This is a genomic window from Streptomyces sp. NPDC058195 (assembly GCF_042883525.1).
GTDB lineage: Bacteria > Actinomycetota > Actinomycetes > Streptomycetales > Streptomycetaceae > Streptomyces.
The window spans coordinates 1-19,278 of the sequence record NZ_JBHVVM010000027.1 but is presented as its reverse complement, the minus strand read 5'-3'; the positions used below and the strand labels follow the sequence as shown (position 1 = coordinate 19,278).

Here is a 19,278-nt window from a genome sequence, read left to right as displayed (position 1 = left end):
CAGGATGACCGCCGGACCGGACCGGCACCCCTGTACGCGGTGCCCGCCGGTCCCTGCGTACGACGGGGGGAGTGGCGCATGCTGGGTCCGCTGCGGGAGGACTCGCCGAGACGGATCGGGCCGTACGCGATACGGGCCAGGCTCGGTGCGGGCGGCATGGGGGAGGTCTTCCTCGGCCTGAGGGACGGCGGTGGTGAGCCGGTCGCGGTCAAGACCGTCCGCCGCGACGTGGCCAAGGACCCCGGCTTCCGCACCCGCTTCCGCCGCGAGATCGCCGTCGCCCGCTCCGTCACCGGTCCCCACCTCGCCCCCCTGCTCGACGGCGACGCCGACGCCGAGGTGCCCTGGCTCGCCACCGGCTACGTGGCCGGGCCCACCCTCTCCGCCGCCGTGCGCCGGGCCGGGGCGATGGACGAGGCCGGGGTACGGATGCTCGGCGCCGCCCTGGCCCGCGCCCTGGCCGCCGTCCACGCGGCCGGGATCGTCCACCGCGACATGAAGCCCGGCAACGTGATGCTCGCGGCGGACGGGCCGCGCCTGATCGACTTCGGGATCGCCCGGAAATCCGGGGCCACCCCGCTCACCACCACCAGCCGCATGGTCGGCAGCCCCTCCTTCATGTCCCCGGAGCACGTGGCGGGCAGCGGGCGCGTGGTGCCCGCCTCGGACGTGTTCTGCCTGGCCTCGGTGCTCTGCTTCGCCGTCACCGGACGCGACCCCTTCGGAGACGGGCCGGTGGCCGCCGTGCTCTACCGGGTCAAGTACGTCGAGGCCGACCTCGACGGGGTGCCGGACGCGCTCCGCGCCGTCCTGGAGCGCTGCCTGGCCGCCGACCCGGCCGCCCGCCCGGACGCCGCCGCGCTCGCCGGTCTGCTAGGCCCCGGCGCGGCCGGACGGTGGCCGGGGGCGGTGACGGACCACATCGCCGAGTACGCGCGCGAACTGGCCCGGGTCGCCGCCCTGCCCGGCCCCCTGCTGCCCGGCTACACCCCGACCGAGGTGACCCCCGACAGCCGCCCCTCGCTCCACCAGCTGCCCACCCAGGGCCCCGCCCCGGCCGGGGCCGCCGGGCCGCACGGCGCGCCCACCCAGGGCCCCGGGCTCCCCGCGGGCACCACGCGTGCCCCCGCTCCGCGCCGCTCCCGGCGCCCCCTGGCCCTCGCGCTGGCCGCGCTGATCGCGGCGGGCGCGGCCTCCGGGGGCTACCTGGCCTGGCGCGACGGCCGGGGCGGCACCGGAGCGGACCACCGCGCGGGAGAGCGGGCCCGGCACGCCAGGATCGTCGCGGGCGTGGGCGAGGACGGCGGCCCGGACGCCTCGGGCACCGTCCCGTACGGCCGCGACGCCCGCCCCGCGGGGTGGACGAAGTCCTGGAAGGGGAAGTTCAGCGGCTCGCCGATCGGCTGCTCCGCCGGGCGCGACGTACTGGTCTGCCGGAAGACGGACGGCACGTACGAGGCGCTGTCGGCGGCGGACGGGCACCGGATGTGGACGCTGGACACGGGGGAGACCTCGCGCTCGGCGGGCTGGGGGCCCACCGGCCAGTTCTTCATGCCGGCCGGTGCCACCCTCCCCACGGTGCACGACGACACCGTGCTGCTCGCCGCGGGCGAACGCCTCCAGGCGCTGGACGCCCGGACCGGTACGGTCCGCTGGGAGGTCCGGGGCGGCGGCGCGCACGACACGGACAGCGCCCCGATGGTGGCCGGCGGCCTGGTCCTCGCCGCCACCTCCTGGTCGTCCGAGGGCGCCGAGCTCGCCGCGTACGACCTGCGCGACGGCGCCCGGAAGTGGCACCGGCCGCTGGCCCCCGAGGTGGTGGCCAAGGGCGCGCGGCGCAATTTCTGGCCGGTCGCCACGGATGGCGAGGCGGTGTACGCGATCAGCTCGCAGGGTCCGAAGGCCTTCCGCGCGAAGGACGGCACGCCGCTCGGCTCGGCGGGCGGCGACAGCGCGTCCTGCGGGGAACTGCGGCTGTGGGGCGCGTTTGCCTACTGCCCGGTCTACACCGGCAACCAGGACGCCACCGGCTTCGGCACCGACACCAGCGTGCTGCGGCTCGACGCGGCCACGCTCAGGGAACAGGGGCGGGTGCCGCTGGACTCCGGACTCGTCGCACAGGCCACCGTCACCGCGCTCGGCGAACGGGTGATGGTCCTGCGCCGGGGCTACGCGTACACGCCGGACGTGCCCGACGAGATGCTCGTCATCGGCCGGGACAAGGGGCGCACGCTCGGCAGGTTCCCGCTCGCGGTGAAGACCGGCGAGGGGATGAGCAACCCGGTCTCCGACGCCCTGATCGTCGCCGACACCATCCTCTGGGCGGACAGCACGGCGCTGTACTCCCTTCCGGTCCGCCCCGACGGCACCCTCGGCGACCTGGTGAGGACCCGCCTCGCGGGCGCCCCGGGCCCGAGCCGCACGCCCCGGTACGACATGGCGGACGGCGTTCAGCTGGACAAGGAACTGAACGACCCGCAGGTGCTGCCGGTCGGCGGCGTGGTGCAGATCGTGTACGACGACGGCACCACGCTCTCCGTACCGCTGCCCGGCTGAAGGCGTGAGAGGACCCCGCAGTGATCGAGCCGCTCCCGCCCGGCAGAGCCCGGCTGATCGGCCCCTACCAGCTCCTCGGGCTGCTGGGCGCCGGAGGCATGGGCGAGGTCTACCTGGCCCGCCCGGCCGGTGCGCCGGACCCGTACGCGGGGCTGGTCGCGCTGAAGACCGTACGCGCCGACCTCGACCTCGACGACGGCTTCCGGATCCGCTTCCGGCGCGAGATCAGCGCGGCGGGCGCGGTGCGCAGCCCGCACACCGCGGCGCTCGTCGGAGGTGACGCGGACGGGCGGCTGCCCTGGCTGGCGACCGAGTACGTTCCTGGCCCCTCCCTCGCGGAGGCGGTGATCCGGGGCGGACCGCTGCCCGAGCCGGTGGTCCGCGCGGCGGGCGCTGGTCTGGCCCGCGCGCTCGCCGCCATGCACGCGGTCCGCGTGCTCCACCGCGACCTCAAGCCGGGCAACGTCCTGCTCGGCGCCGACGGGCCGAAGGTCATCGACTTCGGGATCGCCCAGGCCTTCGACGCCACCCAGCTCACCCGGACCGGGGTGGTCGTGGGCAGCCCCGGCTACATCTCGCCCGAGCACGTCAACGGCTCCCGGGCGCTCGTCCCCGCCTCCGACGTGTTCTGCCTGGGCGCGGTGCTCGCCTTCGCGGCGACCGGGCGGGGGCCGTTCGACGACTCCGACATGGCCGCCGTGATCTTCCGGATCGCCCGGGGCGAGGCCGAACTCTCCGGGGTGCCGCCCCGGCTGCGCGCGGTGATCGAGGAGTGCCTGCGCGGCGATCCCGCGGCCCGGCCGACCCCCGGGGAACTGGCCGGGCTGCTGCTGCCGCGGGGCGCGTCCGGCGGACCGTTCCCCTGGCCGCAGGCGGTACGGACCCAGCTCGACGCCCATGCGGCGGGGGCGCACGCCGCCGCGCTGGCGGCGGCGCCGTCCGCCGCCGTACCACCGGCGCCGACCGGGGCCCCGGGCCCCGGGGGAGCCGCTCCCGCGCCGGTCCCGGCACCGGTGACGGTCCCGGACCGGCCGGGGCGGCGGGGCGGCCGGGGCCCGCGGACCGCGCTGGCCGCCGCGGCCGCGGTGGTGTGCGTGGTGCTGGGGGCGGTGCTGCTGCCGCGGTTCTTCGCCGGCGAGGGCGGCAGCGGCGGGGACCGGGCGGCCGGGCCCTCCGCCTCCGCCTCGGACGCGGCAGGGACGAAGGGCGGGCCCGTCGTGATCCCGGGTGCCGACGCGGGGCACACCGGGGACTTCGGCACGGCCGCCGCGGACATCACCCGGAAACCGGCGGGCTGGCGGGCCTGGAAGACCCGGATCGGGAACGGTCCGGTGGCCTGCGCCCAGGCGGGGGCCTCGCTGGTCTGCGGCGGCCCGCGGGGTGTCACCGCGCTGGACGCGGCGAGCGGCGAGCGGCGCTGGCAGTCCGCCGCGGGCACCGGACCGGCGTCGGTGGCCGCCGTCCTCGGCACCACCGTCTACGCCTTCGAGAAAGGCGCCCTGGTGGCGCGCGGCCTCGCCGACGGCGCCGGGCGATGGCGGGAGCCGCTGCCCTCCGGCACCCGGGTGACCGCCTCCGTGCAGTCGGGCGGCGTGCTCCACTACGCGACCCGGGCCACCGGCACGGGCACCTCCCGGCTCGTGGCCCACCGGCTCACCGGCAGCCACCGGGCCGTCTGGGACAAGCCGTGGAACGACCGGGCCGACACGGCGGAACTGGCCCTCGCCGACGGCCGCCTCGTCGCGGTCGGCGACGGGATCACCGTACTGAAGGCCACGGACGGCACCCCGCTGGCCACCGTCGCCGCCGGTGAGGTCACCTGCCGCACCCCCGTCCTGAAGGGCGCCGACCTGCTCTGCTCAGGCCCGAAGGGGCTGACCGTCATCGACGTGACGGCCCCGGACCGCCGCCGCTCGTACGCCCCCGGCGTGGACATCGCCTACCGGCCCGCCGTTTCACGAGACGGCACGATCGTGATCAGCGACAGGAAACAGGTGTACGCGCTCCGGCTCTCCGACGGCCAGCTGGTCTGGGCGACCCGGGAGGAGTCCGAGGGCCTGGAGACCGAGGGCGCCCCCGCCCTGGCCGGGGACCGGGCCGTCCTCGTCGCCGGATACGGCACGCGGGCGCTCGGACTGAAGGCGCCCGGCACGGGGAGCGCGGAGAGCTCGGGCTACAAGCAGTACACGGGCTGGCCCGCGCCGCCGGGCGATCCGCTGGACCCGGCCACGGTCTCGCTGATCGCCCAGGGCGACGTCCTGTTCATGAGCTTCGCCGACGGCACGGTCCTCTCGGGCAACGCGCCCTAGAACCGTTCTCCGCCGCCGACTCCGCCTCAGCCTCAGTCGTCGTCGCCGTCGTGGTCGTCGTCCACGGGGCTGGCCGACACCTTGCCGGTGGCCGCGTCGACCTTCAGCTCGTGCTCCTTGCCGTCCTTGGCCCTGACCTCGACCTCCCAGTGCTGCGCCCGGCCGTCGCGGTCGTGGTCCAGGTCCACCGAGGTCACCGTCCCCGGGCTCGACTTCAGCGCGGCGTCGACGGCCGCGTCCAGAGAGACCCGGGCCGGACCCGACGCCTTCTGGCCGCGGTCGTCGCCGTCGTCCTCGTCGGTGTGCTGGCCGAGCACCTTGCCGTTGCCCGCGTCCACCGTCACGTCGTGCCGGGCCTTGTCGGAGCCGTACACGTCGACCTCCCAGACGAGCCCGCCGTCCTCGTCGTCCAGCTCCGCCTCGGTGGCCGTGCCGGGGACCGCCCGCAGGGCCGCCGCCACCGCGTCCTTCACGTCCACCCGGGCGGTGCCGTCGTCCGCCACGCTGCTCCTGGCCTCGCGGTCGTGGCCGTTGTCGTCCGCGAAGGCGACCGCGGTGGCGGCTCCGCCGCCCGCCAGTACGGCGGCCGTGACGGCGGCGATGACGATCTTGCGCTTCATGGGGGTTCCTCCTGATCGGGTGCGCTGGTTCTCGACGGGAACCACTCTGCCGGGGCCACGCTGAACGCAGCCTGAAGCCGCCTGAAGCCGTCTTCAGCTCCGGTTTGCGAACCTGTGGGGTATGCGCCTGTTGATCGTGGAGGACGAGAAGCGGCTCGCGACGGCCCTGGCCGCGGGGCTCACCGCCGAGGGCTTCGCCGTGGACGTGGTCCACGACGGCCTCGAAGGGCTGCACCGGGCCACCGGGGGCGGCTACGACCTGGTGGTCCTCGACATCATGCTGCCCGGGATGAACGGCTACCGGGTCTGCGCCGCCCTGCGTGCCGCCGGGGACGAGACCCCGATCCTGATGCTGACGGCGAAGGACGGCGAGTACGACGAGGCCGAGGGCCTGGACACCGGTGCCGACGACTACCTGACCAAGCCGTTCTCGTACGTCGTGCTGCTGGCCAGGATCAGGGCGCTGCTGCGGCGCCGCGGGGGCGGCTCCGGCTCCCCGGTGCTCACCGTCGGCGCCCTGCGGATGGACACCGCGGCCCGCCGGGTCCATCTCGACGGCGCCGAGATCACCCTCACCGCCAAGGAGTTCGCGGTACTGGAACAGCTCGCGCTGCGCCCCGGCGAGGTGGTGAGCAAGGCGGACATCCTGGAGCACGTCTGGGACTTCGCCTACGACGGCGACCCGAACATCGTCGAGGTGTACGTGAGCACCCTGCGCCGCAAGCTCGGCGCGGAGACCATCCGCACGGTGCGCGGCGCCGGATACCGGCTGGAGGCACGGTGAGGTCGGTACGGGCCAGGGCCGCGCTCGGCGCCACCGTGGTCGTCGCCCTCGCGCTGATCGGCGCCGGGCTCGGCGTCCTGTTCGTCCTGCGCGCCAACCTCACCGGCCAGGCGGGGCTCCAGGCCGAGGTGGTGGCCCGGGAGGTGGCCGGGCAGCTGGCCCTCGGCGTGCCCTACGCCGGCCTGGAGACGCGCGACGAGGAGGACCACCCGGTCCAGGTGACCGACGACGAGGGGCGGGTGGTCGCCGTCTCCAAGGACCTCCAGGCGATCACCGGCACGGGCACGGACCGGGTCACCCCGCTCCCGCCCCCCGTGACCGGCGGCACGGGCGGCTCTGGGGGCCGGGGCGACGACGACGGCGATGACGACGACGTCTCCGCCGCTCCCGGCCGGGGCGAGGTCGACTCCGACGAACCGGATTTCGGCAACGGCACCGCCACCGTCGACGGCGAGCGCGCCGACTACCGCTTCGCCTCCGTCCGGGCCACCACCCCCGCCGGGGAGACCCTGACCGTCCACGCGGGCGCCCCGCTCGCCGCCGAGCAGCAGGCCGTGGGCACCGTGCGCGACTCGATGCTGGTGGGCCTGCCGGTGCTGCTGGTCGTCGTCGGCGGGGTGACCTGGCTGGTGACCCGGCGGGCGCTGCGCCCGGTCGAGGGCATCCGGCGGGAGATGGCCGCGATCACCGCCTCCGAGGACCTGGGCAGGCGGGTGCCCGAGCCGGACTCGCGCGACGAGGTCGCCCGGCTGGCCCGGACCACCAACGAGACCCTGGAGGCCCTGGAGTCCTCGGTGGAACGGCAGCGGCGCTTCGTCGCCGACGCCTCGCACGAGCTGCGCAGCCCGATCGCCTCCCTGCGCACCCAGCTGGAGGTGGCCGCCGCCCATCCGGAGCTGCTGGACCTGCCGGGCGCGGTCGCCGACACCGTACGGCTCCAGACGCTGGCCGCCGATCTGCTGCTGCTGGCCCGGCTGGACGCGGGGGAGCGGCCCGGCGGTACGCGGGTGGACCTGGGGCGGCTGGCACGGGAGGAGGTGGCCCGGCGTACCGGGGACCGGATCGCGGTGACGGTGTCCGTGCCGGAGGAGGGACCGCGGGGCGGGCGGTTCGAAGTGACCGGTTCGCGCGGGCAGCTGGCGAGGGTGCTCGGCAATCTGCTGGACAACGCGGAGCGCCACGCGCGCGGCGCGGTGACGGTCGAGGTGCGGGCGGCGCCGCGGGGCGCCGTGAGCGTGTCCGTCAGCGACGACGGGGCGGGGGTTCCCCCGGACCAGCGGGAGCGGATCTTCGAGCGCTTCGTACGGCTCGACGACGCCCGCAGCCGGGACGAGGGCGGCGCGGGGCTGGGCCTGGCCATCGCCCGGGACGTCGCCGTCCGGCACGGCGGCGGGCTGACGGTCGGCGACGCGCCGGAGGGCGGCGCCCGCTTCGAGCTCCGGCTGCCCGGAGCCGGCTGAGGCCGCCCGCGCCGGGCCGTCAGATCCGGCCGCGCCGTCCCCGGAGGTGATCGGCGACCGGGGCCAGCGCCGCGTGCAGGTTCTCCAGCGCCTCCGGGGTCAGCAGGTCCATGAAGTGCTTGCGCACCGAGGCCACGTGGTGCGGCGCCACCCGGCGCATGGTCTCGGCGCCCTGCTCGGTGAGGACCGCGTACAGACCGCGCCGGTCGGACTCGCAGTTCTCCCGGCGGACCAGCCCGGCGTTCTCCATGCGGGTGATCTGGTGCGAGAGCCTGCTCTTGGACTGCAGCGTCGCGGCGGCGAGGTCGCTCATCCGCATCCGCTGGTCGTCCGACTCCGAGAGGTTGACCAGGATCTCGTAGTCGTTGTTGGTCAGGCCGAACGGCTGGAGATCCTTCTCCAGCTGGTGCATCAGCAGCCTGCTGACATCCAGATGGGTGCGCCAGGCGCACTGCTCCGCGTCGTTCAGCCAGCGAGTGGCCGTCTCGGTCTCCATATATGGATTCTACCTAAGAAGTTGAAAGCTGGACGAAGTGGGAGTGTGACAGTCGGCACCCGTCCGGGAGCGGGTGCGGACGCGGGGCTCGGACGTGCGGCGTCACACTCCGCAGACTACCGTTCACCAACCGAAGCGGCGCTGGAGGTCCCCGAGCTGACCGGGCATCCGGGGGCTGGCGCCAGGTTGACCCCCGCGCCCCGGCACCCCGGTCTGGTCCGGCACCGCGCCCGTCGGCTGCTCGGGCATCAGCATCTCCGTCGACTGGAGCAGCACCGTGCCCGCGCCGACGAACTCGAACTGGTGCTCCTCGCCCGAGGTGCCCCCGATGCCGGTCAGCGACCGCAGCCCGCCCAGCACCCCGGTCAGGTACCCGTGGTCGTAGTGGTGGCACGGCGAGGGGCAGTCCGCCCAGCCCACCAGGGCCTGCGGATCGACCCGCAGCGGCGGCTCCATGAAGACCACCGGACCGTTGGAGGCGGCCACGAACTTCCCCGTGCCGATCAGGGTCAGAAATCCCGGCACGATCGACTGCTTGAGTGCCAGCGACGGCTGGTAGGCGAGCAGATTGCCGGACCGGATCGTCAGGTTCCCCTCGTCCAGGTCGTAGGAGTTCACGTCGAAGGCCCGGTCCGCCAGCAGCATCTTGCCGCTGCCCTCGGCCACCACCCAGTCACTCGCGTGCAGCGGTGAGTGGAAGCTCGTACGGATCAGCCGCTCGAAGCGGCCGTGGCCGATGCCGTTGAAGTCGATCCGCCCGTAGTAGGCGATCATCTTGCCCTTCTGCAGGAACCACTGGCTCCCCTTGAGCTCCACGCAGAAGGTGTACGCGTTGACGTTGTCGTCGCACGGCAGCGTCATCGGGTCGAAGACCACGGGCGTGCTCACAGCTTCTCCTCCGAGGCCTGGACGTACACCGCGCCGCTCCCGCTCAGCTCCAGCTGGAACGCCTCGCCGGAGCCGCGCCCCACCATGTCGCGCCAGCCGAGCGCGGTCGACAGCTTGTTCCGTACGTCGCCGTGGTGCGCCACGTACGCCTGCGGGTCCACGTGCACCTCGCGGCCGGGCGTGACCGGCAGCTCGATCACCCCGCCGTGGGCCATCACCGCGACCGCGCCGTGCCCCGTGAGCGTGGTGGTGAACAGGCCCTGGCCGGTCACCTGGCCGCGCACCATGCCCATCACGCCGCCCTGCGACCCCATGAACATCGTGGACTGCTGGAGCGTCCCGTCGAAGGCGAGCAGCCGGTCGGCCTCCACGTACAGGGTGTCGCCGGACAGGCTGATCACCTGGATGTGGTGGCCGCCGTGGCCGAACAGCACCGTGCCGCTGCCCTCGACCGTCATCAGCGGCGTCGCCTCGCCCGCCACCCGGCGGCCGATCATCGACATCACGCCGCCCTGGCCGCCCTGGATGTTCGGGGTGAACGACACCTCGCCGCGGTAGGCGAGCATCGCGCCCCGCTGGCTGAACAGCTTCTGGCCGGGCACCACCGTCGCCTCGACCATCTTCGCGTTGATCTCGCGGAACGGCATCAGACATCGCCTCCGAGGGTGTTCCGCTCGCTGGGCTGGACGTAGACGACGCCCTCGCCCTCGAAGCGGATCTGGAAGGCCTCCCCGGACCCCTCGCCGATCAGGGTCCGGAAGTTCACCCCGGACTGGAGGTGCTGCTGGAGGCTGCCCTGATGGGCGATGTAGGCGCCCGGGTCCACGAAGAGCGGGTACTGCGCCGAGACCCGCAGCGCCACCGCCGCGCCGTCCGACATGATCGCCACCTGCCCGGTGCCCTCGACGGTGGTGGTGAACAGGCCGTTGCCGCTCGCCCCGCCGCGCAGGCCGGTGAAGGTGGTGCCGGTGCGCAGCCCGGCGTCGGTGCACAGCAGGTTGCTGGCCTCGACGTACAGCTTGTCGTTGTGCAGCGAGACCAGGTTGATCTCGCTCGCCCGGTCCGCGAAATAGCAGGTGCCCTGGCCGGTCACCTGCATCACGACCATCTGCTCGCCGGTCAGTCTGCGGGTCACCACGCCGCGCAGCCCGTCGCCGCCACCGGTCATCTTCTTGAACGTCATCCGGCCGTCGTAGGCGACCATCGAGCCGTTCTTCGCCTTGACGGCGTCCCCGGTCAGGTCGACGGCGAGCGTTCTGCTGCCTTGGAGTCGGAACATTGCCACGGGCCGACGTTAGCGGCAGGCTCCCGGACAGAACAGGGCCCGAAGGCGCGGCACCCGCCCCGCACCGCCCCTGATACGCGTCCGGGACAGGATCCGTACGCAACCGGGACGTACGGCTCCGGCGGCACGTGAGCCGGTACACACCGCCCCGGGGGCGGGAAGCCGTCGCACCGATGCCACAATGGGGCGAGCTTGTGCCTTGATTCACAAGCCGTCTCTTCGCAAGCCGTCACCGTTCTCCCACCGAAGGTGCCCCCGTGGACGTCAAGACCGCTACCGCCCTGCACCGGCTGCGCCTCATCTCGGTTCCCGAGGCGCTCTCCTTCCCGGCCCTGATCATCTTCGGCTCGGTCCTCAGCCGGGTCTCGGACATCGACTTCCTGATGATGCCGCTCGGCATCCTGCACGGCGTGCTCTTCGTGATCTACGCCGTCCTGCTGCTCGACGTCTGGTCGAAGACCAAGTGGCCGCTGAAGCGCGTCGCGTTCTTCTTCCTGCTCGCGGTGGTCCCGTTCGGCGGGCTGTACGGCGACAAGCAGCTCAAGCGCTACGAGGCCGACGGCGTCATCGCGGCCCGCGCTCGCCGCGAGGGCGTGGTCAGCGCCTGACCCCCGCGCGCACGGACCGGTATCCGGACGCCTTCGACGCAGGGGCTGAAACGCCCTGACCCGCGCGCACGGACCGGTATTCCGCGTCCGAACTCCCTGACGAGCCCCCTTTGCCGGGGCTCGTCCGCATGTGCGGCGGTCCCGTTCCGGTGCCGTCGGGGTGATCCCGTCGCATTCGGACCGAAGTTCGAGACAGAGCTGACCAGCATATGACCAGTGGGTAAGGTCGGTGCCGTGCCGAAGCCGCTCAGTCTCCCCTTCGACCCCATCGCCCGCGCCGACGAACTCTGGCAGCAGCGCTGGGGTCCGGTGCCCTCGATGGGCGCGATCACCTCGATCATGCGTGCCCAGCAGATCCTGCTCGCCGAGGTCGACGCGGTCGTCAAGCCGTACGGACTGACCTTCGCCCGCTACGAGGCGCTGGTGCTGCTCACCTTCTCCAAAGCCGGTGAACTGCCGATGTCCAAGATCGGCGAGCGGCTGATGGTGCACCCCACCTCCGTCACCAACACGGTGGACCGGCTGGTCCGCTCCGGCCTGGTCGGCAAGCGCCCCAACCCCAACGACGGCCGCGGCACGCTCGCCTCCATCACCGACAAGGGCCGCGAGGTCGTCGAGGCGGCCACCGCGGACCTGGTCGCCATGGAGTTCGGCCTCGGGGCGTACGACGCCGAGGAGTGCGCGGAGATCTTCGCGCTGCTGCGCCCGCTGCGGGTGGCGGCGCGCGATTTCGAAGAGGCGTAGCCGCCGCGGCGGGGCGGCGTAGCCGGGGAATCACGGGGCGTAGAACGGCGTTTCGAGAGACCGGCCCGCCGCAAGATCGCCCCGGGCGTCCGGTTAGGCTCGATGCCATGAAACGCAGTGTGCTGACCCGGTACCGGGTGATGGCCTACGTCACCGCCGTCATGTTGCTGGTGCTCTGCACCTGCATGGTCTTCAAGTACGGCTTCGAGACCGGAGAGGGCCTGACGCTCGTCGTCTCCCAGATCCACGGGGTCCTCTACATCATCTACCTGATCTTCGCCTTCGACCTCGGTTCCAAGGCGAAGTGGCCGATGGGCAAGCTGCTCTGGGTGCTGATCTCCGGCACGATCCCGACGGCCGCGTTCTTCGTCGAGCGCAAGGTCGTCCGCGAGGTCGAGCCGCTGATCACCGACGCGGCCCAGGCGACCGCCAGGGCCTGACCGGCGCGGGCCCGGCCCGCGCCCGTCCGCACCACCGAAACCGCCCCGTGCGAAGCGCCGGGCGGTTTCCCATCGACATTTAGTAGGACGTCCTAGTAAATTCGATCGTATGGACGCTGAAGCGATCGAGGAAGGCCGCCTCCGCTGGCAGGCCCGTTACGACAAGGCCCGCAAGCGTGACGCGGACTTCACCACGCTCTCCGGGGATCCGGTCGAGCCCGTCTACGGCCCCCGCCCCGGGGACACGTACGACGGGTTCGAGCGGATCGGCTGGCCCGGTGAGTACCCCTTCACGCGAGGGCTCCACGCCACCGGCTACCGCGGCCGGACCTGGACCATCCGCCAGTTCGCCGGGTTCGGCAACGCCGAGCAGACCAACGAGCGGTACAAGATGATCCTGGCGGCGGGCGGCGGCGGCCTCAGCGTCGCCTTCGACATGCCGACGCTGATGGGCCGCGACTCCGACGACCCCCGCTCGCTCGGCGAGGTCGGCCACTGCGGTGTGGCCATCGACTCCGCCGCCGACATGGAGGTCCTCTTCAAGGACATCCCGCTCGGCGATGTCACCACGTCCATGACGATCAGCGGACCGGCCGTCCCGGTCTTCTGCATGTACCTGGTCGCGGCCGAGCGCCAGGGCGTCGATCCGGCGGTGCTCAACGGCACGCTCCAGACCGACATCTTCAAGGAGTACATCGCGCAGAAGGAGTGGCTCTTCCAGCCCGAGCCGCACCTGCGCCTCATCGGCGACCTGATGGAGCACTGCGCCCGGGGCATCCCCGCGTACAAGCCGCTCTCGGTCTCCGGCTACCACATCCGCGAGGCCGGGGCGACGGCCGCGCAGGAGCTCGCGTACACCCTCGCCGACGGCTTCGGCTACGTGGAGCTCGGCCTCTCCCGCGGGCTCGACGTCGACACCTTCGCGCCCGGTCTCTCCTTCTTCTTCGACGCGCACCTCGACTTCTTCGAGGAGATCGCCAAGTTCCGCGCCGCCCGCCGGATCTGGGCCCGCTGGATGAAGGAGACCTACGGGGCGAAGACCGACAAGGCCCAGTGGCTCCGCTTCCACACCCAGACGGCCGGGGTCTCGCTCACCGCCCAGCAGCCGTACAACAACGTCGTGCGCACGGCCGTGGAAGCCCTCTCCGCCGTCCTCGGCGGCACCAACTCGCTGCACACCAACGCCCTCGACGAGACCCTCGCGCTCCCCTCCGAGCAGGCCGCCGAGATCGCCCTGCGCACCCAGCAGGTGCTCATGGAGGAGACCGGCGTCGCCAACGTGGCCGACCCGCTGGGCGGTTCCTGGTACGTCGAGCAGCTCACCGACCGCATCGAGGCCGACGCCGAGAAGATCTTCGACCAGATCAAGGAGCGCGGCACCCGGGCCCACCCGGACGGGCAGCACCCGATCGGGCCCATCACCTCCGGCATCCTGCGCGGTATCGAGGACGGCTGGTTCACCGGCGAGATCGCCGAGTCCGCCTTCCGCTACCAGCAGGCGCTGGAGAAGGGCGACAAGCGGGTCGTCGGCGTCAACGTCCACCACGGCTCGGTCACCGGCGACCTGGAGATCCTGCGGGTCAGCCACGAGGTCGAGCGCGAGCAGGTCCGGGTCCTCGCCGGCCGCAAGGGCGCCCGTGACGACGCCCGGGTGCGGGCCGCGCTGGACGCCATGCTGGCCGCCGCCCGCGACGGCTCCAACATGATCGCCCCGATGCTCGACGCGGTGCGCGCCGAGGCCACCCTCGGGGAGATCTGCGGGGTGCTGCGCGACGAGTGGGGCACCTACACCGAGCCGCCCGGCTTCTGACCGGTGCCTTTCCCGGCGGCCCGCGCGTTACGCGGAGGAGGCCGCCGGGAGCCCCGCCAGCAGCAGCACGGTGAAGCGCCGGGCCCAGTCCTCGTCGACGGGTTCGGCGCTCACCAGCGCCCGGTGCACCACCGCGCCCGCGATCACGTCGAAGACCAGGTCGGCGGTCGCGGCGGCCCCCTCATCCGGCTCGACGGGCAACTCCCCGCGCCGCTGGGCCCGTTGGCGTCCCTGGAGCACCAGCCGCTTCTGCCGGTTCACGATCGAGTCACGGATCCTGGTGCGCAGTGCCTCGTCCCGGGTCGACTCCGCGACCACCGCCATCAGCGCGGTCCGCGTCTCCGGCCGCTCCAGCAGCGCGGCGAACTGGAGCACCACCGCCTGCACATCGGCCGACAGGCTGCCCAGATCCGGCAGTTCCAGCTCGTCGAAGAGGACCGCGACCGCGTCCACGACCAGCTCGTTCTTGCCCGCCCAGCGCCGGTACAGGGTCGTCTTGGCGACCCCGGCCCGCGTCGCCACGTCCCCCATGGTCAGTTTCGACCAGCCGAGATCGACCAGGGACGCGCGGGTCGCCTCCAGGATCGCCTCATCGGCGGCGGCGCTGCGCGGGCGTCCTGTTCGTGGGGGTTTGGGATGGTCGCGGCTCGGCATGCCGCGACCATACCGGTCAGTAGGGAGAACGGACCGGCCCCCGGTGCCGTGAGACAGATCACCGGTCGCGCCTGTGCGTGAACGGGATGCGGCAGTTACGCTACGGGTCGTAGCGTAAGGACGACGGCCGTGCCGTCGTGAACGCCGCAACCGATTGACAGCCACAGGCGCCGGATGGGGATCCGGTGCCGCTCGGGCCTTTCAGGGGCCCCCGGGCCGTGTCTGTCCGCACGCCCCGCACGCCGGCGAGGGCAACGGACAGGCCTGGTTCCGGTATCGCTTTCCGGATCGGTGCACCGAGGGGGGAGGATGTACGTATGCAGCCTAGGAACATGTCCATGAGCGGCGTCGTCGACCTCGCCGCGGTGAAGGCGGCCGGCGAGGCCAAGGTGAAGGCGGAGCAGGCCCGCGCCGAGACCGCCCGGCAGGGGGGTGGCGGTGCCGTGCCGCCCTCCGCCCTGGTGATCGATGTCGATGAGGCGGGCTTCGAGCGCGATGTCCTCCAGCGCTCCGCCGAGGTCCCGGTCGTCATCGACTTCTGGGCCGAGTGGTGCGAGCCGTGCAAGCAGCTGGGCCCGCTCCTGGAGCGCCTGGCCCACGAGTACAACGGCCGCTTCCTGCTGGCCAAGATCGATGTCGACGCCAACCAGATGCTGATGCAGCAGTTCGGCGTCCAGGGCATCCCGGCGGTCTTCGCCGTCGTCGCCGGGCAGGCCCTCCCGCTCTTCCAGGGCGCGGCCCCCGAGGCCCAGATCCGCCAGACGCTGGATCAGCTGATCCAGGTCGGCGAGGAGCGCTTCGGCCTCACCGGCATCGCGGTCGACCAGGACGCCGCCGCCGACGCCCCGGAGCCCGCCGAGGCCCCCGCCGGTCCGTACGACGACCTGCTGGCCTCGGCCGTGCAGGCGCTGGACGCGGACGACTTCGCCGGTGCCGTCCAGGCGTACCGGAGCGTCCTGTCCGACGATCCGGCCAATATGGAGGCCAAGCTCGGCCTCGCCCAGGCCGAACTCCTCTCCCGGGTCAAGGAGATGGACGCGCAGCAGGTCCGCGAGTCGGCCGCCGCGGACCCGGCCGACGTGCGGGCCCAGCTCGCCGCGGCCGACCTGGATCTGGTCGGGGGGCATGTCGAGGACGCCTTCGGCCGCCTCGTCGAGACGGTGCGGCGCACCTTCGGCGACGACCGGGACGCGGCGCGGCTGCGGCTGCTGGAACTGTTCGAGGTGATCGGCCCCGACGACCCGCGGGTCATGGCCGCGCGGACGGCTTTGGCCCGGGTCTTGTTCTGATGTGACAAGCGGCCGCGGAACCCGCACGGGAACCGCGGCCGTTTTCGCGCCCGGACGATAAGAGACGCCTCCGCTTTACCAAATCTTGATAAAGTCGCGGCCTGTTACTCGCAGTAAATCGCCTACGGAGATCTGTCCGCGTCGCCGCACCCTTGCCCCCTTTTGTCCTTCGCCCCGGTGCCACCCTGTGTGGCTGGGCGGTATCAGGCGGTCGAGCAAGGGTTATCGGGCCGTTACTAGCGAGTAACGAACCCCCTTGTGCCACGGGCGGGAATGCACCACGATCGGCCACGCTCGGTCCAATGACGCCAGCCCGGCTGCCAGTCGGCGCGGGCGGCCCCGTTGGTTCCCCACCGAGTGGGCCGACGGCAGTGATGTCGGCTCCGGGCAGGGGGGTTCCTGTCGTCCGGCAGGGCCTGTCCGAAACAGGCCGCGCGCACGCGCGGCCGGTGGTTGTCGCTCGGGGGTGATCGCCGGTGATTCGGACGCGGTTCCTGCCTCCGTGCGCGGGCGCTCTCCTTGCCGAGGACGTAGCACTTCTCCCATCCCAGGACGGGCCGAGGCCCGGACCGGAGATGTACGTCCGAGAAGGAGGAAAATAATGAGTTCCCAGGTTCGTGGCGGCACCAGATGGAAGCGTTTCGCTCTGGTCATGGTGCCGAGCGTCGTCGCGACCGCGGCGGTGGGTGTCGGTCTCGCGCAGGGTGCCCTCGCGGCGTCCTTCAGCGTGTCCGGCCAGAGCTTCAAGGTGCGTGCGGACAAGCTCGTCGGTGAGGACTTCGTCCAGTACGGCAGCGTCGCTACCGGCAAGGACCTCAAGGGCGAGGACGCCGCGCACGCCGTGGCCGTGTCCGGCTTCAGCAAGGCCACGATCACCAACATGTGCCAGTCGGTGGTCACGCCGAACCTGCCGTTCGGCCTCGGCAACGTCACGCTGCAGCTGAACGCGGGTACGGACCCGGCCAAGCCGGTCAGGGCGACCAACCTGTACCTCGATGTCGCCGAGCTCGACGCCGACGCGACCTTCAAGAACATCGACATCGGTGTCGCCGCCGGTGAGGTCGGCAAGCCCGGCATCCAGTCCGGCACCGAGAAGAAGGTCAACCCGAACGGTTTCGCGCAGCGCGCCGAGAGGGCGACGCTGAAGAACGTGAGGCAGACGGCGTGGGCGACCACGGCCGGTACGTTCAAGCTCAGCAACCTGAGCCTGCGCCTGCACAGTGGCGTCAAGGAGTGCTACTAAGCACCCGCCGGGTGGCCGGAGCGTCCCCGAGGGGCCTTCGGCCACCCACCCTTTCACTTCTCACAGCAGTACCGGTTCCAGGGAGCTGTTCTTCATGAGCCCCGAGTCCACAGGGCAGAACGAGCATTACCTCCGCGCCTTCCAGCGCGTATTCCGCACCTGGCGGGGTAATCGGCCGTTCTGGGCGGGCCTGTTCACCATGGTGGGTGGCCTTCCCATCGCGTATTTCCCGTACGCCAACATGCACCTCGGCAACGTCACGCTGGCCATGTCCACGACCGCCGGTGCCGGATCCCTGATCATCGGGGTCCTGTTGATAACGCTGGGGCTCACCATGTGGTTCCACCACATCGTGAGGGTGTTCGCGGGCGTCGCCGCGATCCTGCTGGCGCTGATCTCGATTCCGGTCGCCAACATCGGCGGCTTCCTGGTCGGTTTCCTGTTCTCCATGCTGGGCGGCGCGCTCTCCATCTCCTGGGCGCCGGGCGAGCCCGCTCCCCAGGACGCGGCGGCGGAGAAGGCCGGGGTGACCGGCGCCGGGACGCAGGAGCCCGGACCCGAGTTCCACAGCGCGGCGGCGGTGCCGCAGCAGCCGGAGCAGTACGACACGACAGTCGAGGCCGATGGCGGGAGGCACCGTGCGGGGTGACGAGACGCAGCTGAACTCAACCGGGGAACGCCTCGGTGCCAGGAGCGGGCCGCGCCACGCGGCTCCCCGGAAGTCGTTGCTGACGAAGCTGCACATCCCGGCGGGCAAGGCCTTCGCGCTCGCCGCGATGCCGACGGCCGTCTTCGTGGGCATGGGACTCACCCCCAAGCTCGCGCTGGCCGACGACAACCCGGACATCCCGTTCGCGCCCGGCCCCTGTGTCACCCGCTCCGACGAGCCGGTCGAGTCACCCTCGCCGTCCGCCTCGAAGACCACCTCGCCGTCCCCGTCCGCCACCGAGTCCGGCGACGGGAAGAAGGACGACACGACGACGGCCCCGAAGCCGTCCGAGACCCCGTCCGCCGGGGACGCCGTGAAGCCCGAGGCGAAGTCCGCCGGGGACGCGGTGAAGCCCGGGGCGGAGTCCGCCGGGGCCGACACCGCCGGGCCGGGCAGCACGCCCGCCCCGGAGAAGCCGAAGAACCCGCTCGACCCGCTGGGCGTCGGCGACGCGCTGCGGGACTTCTTCGGCATCCCCGACCCGGAGGCCGGGAGCCCGTCTCCCGAGGCGAGCACCGAGGCCCCGCAGCCCGAGGCGTCCAAGGACACGGACGCGGACGTGCCCGCCGGCACGCCGGCCGGGAGGGCCGCGGACGCCGAGAAGGAGACGGCCGACAAGACCGCCGCCGCCATCCGCGAGGCCGCGGGCAAGGCGGGCAGGACGGTCGAGGAGCTCGACGACAGCGCCAGGGGAACCGACGCCAAGAAGGACGCGGACGTCCCGGACGGCGCCAAGCAGCCCTTCCCCTGCCCGACCCTCGACGCCGAGGCGCTGGCCGCGGCCGACCTGGACACGGGCGTCCCGCTCGTCCCGGACGACCCGTGGATCCTGGAGAGTTCGGCGCTCACCCTCAGCGGACTCGACTACAAGGGCATCGTCGAGGTGAAGACGTACAACGGCACCGTGAAGAAGGTGCTGAAGTTCACCGCCAGCTCCATCGACATCGACAACCTCCACCAGAAGACCGTCGGCCCGGCCGGGACGACGGCCCATGTGGAGGCGCGGAAGGGCTCCAAGTCCACCATCCGCGACGGTGAGGTGACGATGTACACCGAGGAGCTGAAGGGCAATCTCTTCGGTCTCATCCCGGTGACGTTCAGTCCCCAGGCGCCGCCCCCGCTGAACGTGCCCTTCGCCGTCTTCACCAAGGTGAAGGTGACGCAGGCCGGCCAGTTCGGCGGCACCCTCACGGTTCCCGGGCTGCACAACTACTTCACCGGCGGCAACTAGGGTCTTTCGTTTGGATCAGGCTGGATCAGGGAGCGGGGGCTGGTGCGTGCAGCTGCGAGGCGGAGGAAGGAGCCGACGCGGAGCGTCGGTGACTGACGACAACGCGGCAGATGTGCGTGCCGGCCCCCGCGAGCCCGGCATGATCCAAACGA

18 protein-coding genes are annotated in these 19,278 nt (G+C 72.4%); 12 read left to right on the top strand and 6 right to left on the bottom strand.

The genetic code is table 11. The annotated features are described in order from the left end of the window. Positions 1-78: 78 nt before the first annotated feature. Positions 79-2,556, top strand: a complete 2,478-nt coding sequence (locus tag ACFVWY_RS27630) for a protein kinase (protein ID WP_389877201.1) — start codon at positions 79-81, stop codon at positions 2,554-2,556. Positions 2,557-2,576: 20 nt separating this feature from the next. Further along, the gene (locus tag ACFVWY_RS27625; protein WP_389877200.1) at positions 2,577-4,865 is read left to right on the top strand and encodes a protein kinase; all 2,289 of its coding nucleotides are present in this window, start codon (positions 2,577-2,579) and stop codon (positions 4,863-4,865) included. Between the two features lie 32 nt (positions 4,866-4,897). Here ACFVWY_RS27625 and ACFVWY_RS27620 read toward each other — a convergent pair whose 3' ends face one another. Further along, a complete protein-coding gene (locus tag ACFVWY_RS27620; RefSeq protein WP_389877198.1) occupies positions 4,898-5,485 on the bottom strand; it encodes a PepSY domain-containing protein in 588 nt (195 codons plus the stop codon). Between the two features lie 121 nt (positions 5,486-5,606). On the opposite strand from ACFVWY_RS27620, the gene ACFVWY_RS27615 reads away from it, so the two are divergent. After that, positions 5,607-6,269 carry a response regulator transcription factor gene (locus ACFVWY_RS27615; RefSeq protein WP_389877197.1) on the top strand — a complete coding sequence of 221 codons (663 nt, stop codon included), beginning with the start codon at positions 5,607-5,609 and terminating at the stop codon, positions 6,267-6,269. After that, positions 6,266-7,729: a sensor histidine kinase gene (locus ACFVWY_RS27610; protein WP_389877195.1), complete on the top strand. Its 1,464-nt coding sequence runs from the start codon at positions 6,266-6,268 to the stop codon at positions 7,727-7,729. Before ACFVWY_RS27615 ends, ACFVWY_RS27610 begins: the two co-directional genes overlap by 4 nt. Before the next feature lie 19 nt (positions 7,730-7,748). On the opposite strand, the gene ACFVWY_RS27605 is transcribed toward ACFVWY_RS27610, so the two are convergent. From ACFVWY_RS27605 to ACFVWY_RS27590, 4 genes are all read right to left on the bottom strand, one after another. Further along, positions 7,749-8,225 (bottom strand): MarR family winged helix-turn-helix transcriptional regulator, encoded by a 477-nt coding sequence (locus ACFVWY_RS27605; RefSeq protein ID WP_389877194.1) that lies wholly within the window; start codon positions 8,223-8,225, stop codon positions 7,749-7,751. Between the two features lie 123 nt (positions 8,226-8,348). Beyond that, entirely contained in the window at positions 8,349-9,113 is a 765-nt protein-coding gene (locus tag ACFVWY_RS27600; RefSeq protein ID WP_389877193.1) for an AIM24 family protein, read from the bottom strand. Beyond that, complete coding sequence (locus tag ACFVWY_RS27595; RefSeq protein ID WP_389877192.1) at positions 9,110-9,760, bottom strand: AIM24 family protein; 651 nt, start codon at positions 9,758-9,760, stop codon at positions 9,110-9,112. Before ACFVWY_RS27595 ends, ACFVWY_RS27600 begins: the two co-directional genes overlap by 4 nt. After that, positions 9,760-10,392: an AIM24 family protein gene (locus ACFVWY_RS27590; RefSeq protein ID WP_389877325.1), complete on the bottom strand. Its 633-nt coding sequence runs from the start codon at positions 10,390-10,392 to the stop codon at positions 9,760-9,762. Before ACFVWY_RS27590 ends, ACFVWY_RS27595 begins: the two co-directional genes overlap by 1 nt. 263 nt (positions 10,393-10,655) lie before the next feature. Here ACFVWY_RS27590 and ACFVWY_RS27585 point away from each other — a divergent pair, with 263 nt between their 5' ends. From ACFVWY_RS27585 to ACFVWY_RS27570, 4 genes are all read left to right on the top strand, one after another. Continuing rightward, on the top strand, positions 10,656-11,006 hold the full coding sequence (locus ACFVWY_RS27585; protein ID WP_389877190.1) for a DUF3817 domain-containing protein: 351 nt from the start codon (positions 10,656-10,658) through the stop codon (positions 11,004-11,006). A 234-nt stretch (positions 11,007-11,240) separates the two neighbouring features. Beyond that, positions 11,241-11,750 (top strand): MarR family winged helix-turn-helix transcriptional regulator, encoded by a 510-nt coding sequence (locus tag ACFVWY_RS27580; RefSeq protein WP_389877188.1) that lies wholly within the window; start codon positions 11,241-11,243, stop codon positions 11,748-11,750. A gap of 107 nt (positions 11,751-11,857) precedes the next feature. Continuing rightward, a complete protein-coding gene (locus ACFVWY_RS27575; RefSeq protein WP_389877186.1) occupies positions 11,858-12,190 on the top strand; it encodes a DUF3817 domain-containing protein in 333 nt (110 codons plus the stop codon). 109 nt (positions 12,191-12,299) lie between these two features. Further along, on the top strand, positions 12,300-14,000 hold the full coding sequence (locus ACFVWY_RS27570; RefSeq protein ID WP_389877185.1) for a methylmalonyl-CoA mutase: 1,701 nt from the start codon (positions 12,300-12,302) through the stop codon (positions 13,998-14,000). A gap of 27 nt (positions 14,001-14,027) precedes the next feature. Here the strand turns inward: ACFVWY_RS27570 and ACFVWY_RS27565 are convergent, their stop codons facing one another. Continuing rightward, positions 14,028-14,654 (bottom strand): TetR/AcrR family transcriptional regulator, encoded by a 627-nt coding sequence (locus ACFVWY_RS27565; protein WP_389877184.1) that lies wholly within the window; start codon positions 14,652-14,654, stop codon positions 14,028-14,030. 317 nt (positions 14,655-14,971) lie between these two features. Here ACFVWY_RS27565 and ACFVWY_RS27560 point away from each other — a divergent pair, with 317 nt between their 5' ends. From ACFVWY_RS27560 to ACFVWY_RS27545, 4 genes are all read left to right on the top strand, one after another. After that, positions 14,972-15,943, top strand: a complete 972-nt coding sequence (locus tag ACFVWY_RS27560; protein WP_389877182.1) for a tetratricopeptide repeat protein — start codon at positions 14,972-14,974, stop codon at positions 15,941-15,943. A gap of 601 nt (positions 15,944-16,544) precedes the next feature. Next, complete coding sequence (locus tag ACFVWY_RS27555; RefSeq protein ID WP_389877180.1) at positions 16,545-17,186, top strand: DUF6230 family protein; 642 nt, start codon at positions 16,545-16,547, stop codon at positions 17,184-17,186. A 94-nt stretch (positions 17,187-17,280) separates the two neighbouring features. Beyond that, positions 17,281-17,835: a DUF6114 domain-containing protein gene (locus ACFVWY_RS27550; protein ID WP_389877179.1), complete on the top strand. Its 555-nt coding sequence runs from the start codon at positions 17,281-17,283 to the stop codon at positions 17,833-17,835. Next, positions 17,825-19,126: a hypothetical protein gene (locus ACFVWY_RS27545; RefSeq protein WP_389877324.1), complete on the top strand. Its 1,302-nt coding sequence runs from the start codon at positions 17,825-17,827 to the stop codon at positions 19,124-19,126. The genes ACFVWY_RS27550 and ACFVWY_RS27545 overlap by 11 nt, the downstream gene beginning before the upstream one ends. The last annotated feature ends 152 nt before the right edge of the window (positions 19,127-19,278 follow it).

Excerpts from the sequence above, each read along its gene's own strand:
- ACFVWY_RS27565 (WP_389877184.1), bottom strand. The coding sequence starts at position 14,654 with ATGCCGAGCCGCGACCATCCCAAACCCCCACGAACAGGACGCCCGCGC.
- ACFVWY_RS27550 (WP_389877179.1), top strand. The coding sequence starts at position 17,281 with ATGAGCCCCGAGTCCACAGGGCAGAACGAGCATTACCTCCGCGCCTTC.
- ACFVWY_RS27620 (WP_389877198.1), bottom strand. The coding sequence starts at position 5,485 with ATGAAGCGCAAGATCGTCATCGCCGCCGTCACGGCCGCCGTACTGGCG.
- ACFVWY_RS27590 (WP_389877325.1), bottom strand. The coding sequence starts at position 10,392 with ATGTTCCGACTCCAAGGCAGCAGAACGCTCGCCGTCGACCTGACCGGG.
- ACFVWY_RS27560 (WP_389877182.1), top strand. The coding sequence starts at position 14,972 with ATGCAGCCTAGGAACATGTCCATGAGCGGCGTCGTCGACCTCGCCGCG.
- ACFVWY_RS27555 (WP_389877180.1), top strand. The coding sequence starts at position 16,545 with ATGAGTTCCCAGGTTCGTGGCGGCACCAGATGGAAGCGTTTCGCTCTG.
- ACFVWY_RS27605 (WP_389877194.1), bottom strand. The coding sequence starts at position 8,225 with ATGGAGACCGAGACGGCCACTCGCTGGCTGAACGACGCGGAGCAGTGC.
- ACFVWY_RS27630 (WP_389877201.1), top strand. The coding sequence starts at position 79 with ATGCTGGGTCCGCTGCGGGAGGACTCGCCGAGACGGATCGGGCCGTAC.
- ACFVWY_RS27570 (WP_389877185.1), top strand. The coding sequence starts at position 12,300 with ATGGACGCTGAAGCGATCGAGGAAGGCCGCCTCCGCTGGCAGGCCCGT.
- ACFVWY_RS27615 (WP_389877197.1), top strand. The coding sequence starts at position 5,607 with ATGCGCCTGTTGATCGTGGAGGACGAGAAGCGGCTCGCGACGGCCCTG.
- ACFVWY_RS27595 (WP_389877192.1), bottom strand. The coding sequence starts at position 9,760 with ATGCCGTTCCGCGAGATCAACGCGAAGATGGTCGAGGCGACGGTGGTG.
- ACFVWY_RS27575 (WP_389877186.1), top strand. The coding sequence starts at position 11,858 with ATGAAACGCAGTGTGCTGACCCGGTACCGGGTGATGGCCTACGTCACC.